The following is a 2,275-nucleotide window of genomic DNA, read 5'->3' as shown; positions in this document are numbered from 1 at the left end:
GTCCAGAACCGCCATCCGGGTGGACGCGCTGCCGGTGATGGTGCTCTCACCGACGCCGGTGACGAGCATCTGCCGCCACTTCGCTTCGTCGAACTGCAGGGGATGAGTGACGGACAGGAACTTCTCGATGGTGCGCRGGAACCGCATCGGGTCGTCGCGGAACGGGAAATGGCCTGCGCCGCGGAAGATCTCGAGGTGTGATCCGGGCATCGCCGCGTGTGCGAGGTGGGCGTGGCTCACCGGGATGACGGCGTCCTGATCGCCCCAGATGAGCTGCACCGGGAGGTTCTCGGTCAGATAACATCGGTCGAGCATGGTGACGACCTGGCCGCGCCAGTCGACGACCGCGCGCAGGGTGCGCAGATACGCCTCGTAGGCGGTGGGGTCGTACAGCTCCGCGAGCACACGTACCAGGTCGGGTGTGTCGTGCAGCATCGCACCGGGACGCAACCGCGTTCCGTTCAGCTGGCTCAACACGTTGCCCACCAGACGCACGGTGGGCATGGCGCCGGGAATGCGCAGCAGTTTCAGCGCCTCGTTGACCACCGGAACCGACGCGAGCCGGAGCAGCGGGTGAACGTCCTTGGTGACGCCGCCGGCCGAGACCAGGACGAGCCGGTCGACCATCTGCGGGAACTGGTAGGAGAACTGCATCGCGACACCGCCGCCGAGGGAGTGGCCGACGACGGTGACCTTGTCGATGCCCAGGGTGGAGAGCAGGTCGCGCATGCCGTTGGCGTACGCCGCGACCGAGTAATCGGCCCGCGGCTTGTCGGAGCGTCCGTGGCCCAGCAGATCGGGGGCGATGACGGTGTAGTTCTTGGCGAGGTGCGGGATAATTTCGGTCCAGGTGGACGAGTTGTCGCCGATGCCGTGGATCAGCAGAAGTGCGGGACCCTCGCCTGCCATGCGGAACGCGCGGCGGTAGCCGTGGATTGTGCGGAACATCATGCGGGTTTCGGCGTTCGGAACGGGCCTGAGCTTACGAATGCGAGTGTCGCTCATGTCGCCTCCTGAACTAGGTGCACTCCCGAATGTTGACAGCTCAATCATCCGCTTCATCTCGACGCTATTGCACCGCTCTCGGCCGAACAACTGGACCGTGCGGTCGCACAGTGTCCGCGTGGCGACCGCACAACAGCTCCTCGGTCACGCCCCGCCCGGTGATCCCCCCTCCTCGTCGGAGTCGCCGCCCTCGCCGTCCTGCAGGGCCTGTTCGGCGAGGAAACGCTCGAATTCTGCACCGAGTTCGTCACCACTCGGCAGGTCTTCTTCGCTGGCCAGGAGCGTGGACTGCTGTTCTTGAGCCGTTACGTACGCATCGTACTGGCGTTCCAGGGCGTGGACGACGGTTTGTACCTCCTCGTTACCCGCGATGTGCTCGTCGACCTGTTCGCGGACGCGTGCGGCGGCCTCGCCGAGCGCGGCCAGCGGCAGGTCCAGGTCGGTGACGTCACTCACATTCTCGAGGAGGGTCTCGGCGGCGCCCGGATAGTCCGTCTGAGCCAGGTAATGGGGGACGTGAACCGAGAACCCGACCGACTCGTGCCCGTGCTGCGCCATCCGCAACTCGATCAGCGAGGACGCGCTGCCGGGAACCTGCAGTTCGCCGGACCAGCGCTGGTGATCCTTGATCAGGTCCTTGTTGGTGGAATGCGCGGTCACCCCGAGCGGGCGGGTGTGCGGGATGGCCATCGGAATGGCATTGATGCCCACGGTCCGGCGCACACCGAGCTGCTCGGCCAGCAGGCGGACCGCCGTGGTGAACCGCTCCCAGCGCAGGTCGGGCTCCATGCCGGCCAGCAGCAGGAACGGGGTGCCCGCCGTGTCCTTCAGCGCATACAGGTTCAGCTCGGGCTGGTCGTAGTCCGAGAAGTGATCGGCCTTGAACGTCATGGTGGGCCGCCGTGAGCGGTAATCGACGAGTTCGTCGACCGCGAAGGAGGCGACCAGCTCGCTCTCCAGGCTCTCCCGGAGATGCGTCGTGGCGAGTTTGACGGCGTGGCCTGCGTCGGAGAAGCCCTCGAGTCCGTGGATCAGTACAGGTCCCTGGCCGTCCGCGGAGGACAGCTGCGGTGCCGGGAACTCCAGCTCGTACATCTTCGACTGTTCGTCCATTACAGACCCGCGAGCCCGGCTACTACCTCGAGCCGACCGTGCTCGGCGGAGTCGTCGACGACATGACCATCGCCCGGGAGGAGATCTTCGGCCCGGTGGTTTCGCTGATGCCGTTCGACGACGAAGCCGAAGTGTTGCGCCGCGCGAACGACACCAC

At 66.1% G+C, this 2,275-nt stretch carries 2 protein-coding genes and 1 pseudogene; 1 reads left to right on the top strand and 2 read right to left on the bottom strand.

All coding sequences use genetic code 11. The features are described 5' to 3' along the window. Together AC1D1G_RS44465 and AC1D1G_RS44460 are read right to left on the bottom strand one after the other, a co-directional pair. The coding region (locus tag AC1D1G_RS44465) for an alpha/beta fold hydrolase (RefSeq protein WP_477956859.1) at positions 1-1,005 on the bottom strand (1,005 nt) is incomplete at its 3' end. Between the two features lie 144 nt (positions 1,006-1,149). After that, on the bottom strand, positions 1,150-2,118 hold the full coding sequence (locus tag AC1D1G_RS44460) for a proteasome assembly chaperone family protein (RefSeq protein WP_105414577.1): 969 nt from the start codon (positions 2,116-2,118) through the stop codon (positions 1,150-1,152). Between the two features lie 2 nt (positions 2,119-2,120). Here AC1D1G_RS44460 and AC1D1G_RS44455 point away from each other — a divergent pair. Further along, positions 2,121-2,275: pseudogene (locus tag AC1D1G_RS44455) on the top strand (aldehyde dehydrogenase family protein); the annotation flags it as partial.

Source organism: Rhodococcus sp. P3_B8 (assembly GCF_056402775.1).
Note: the sequence above shows the minus strand (reverse complement) of the source record. Positions and strands in the feature narration are given on the sequence as shown.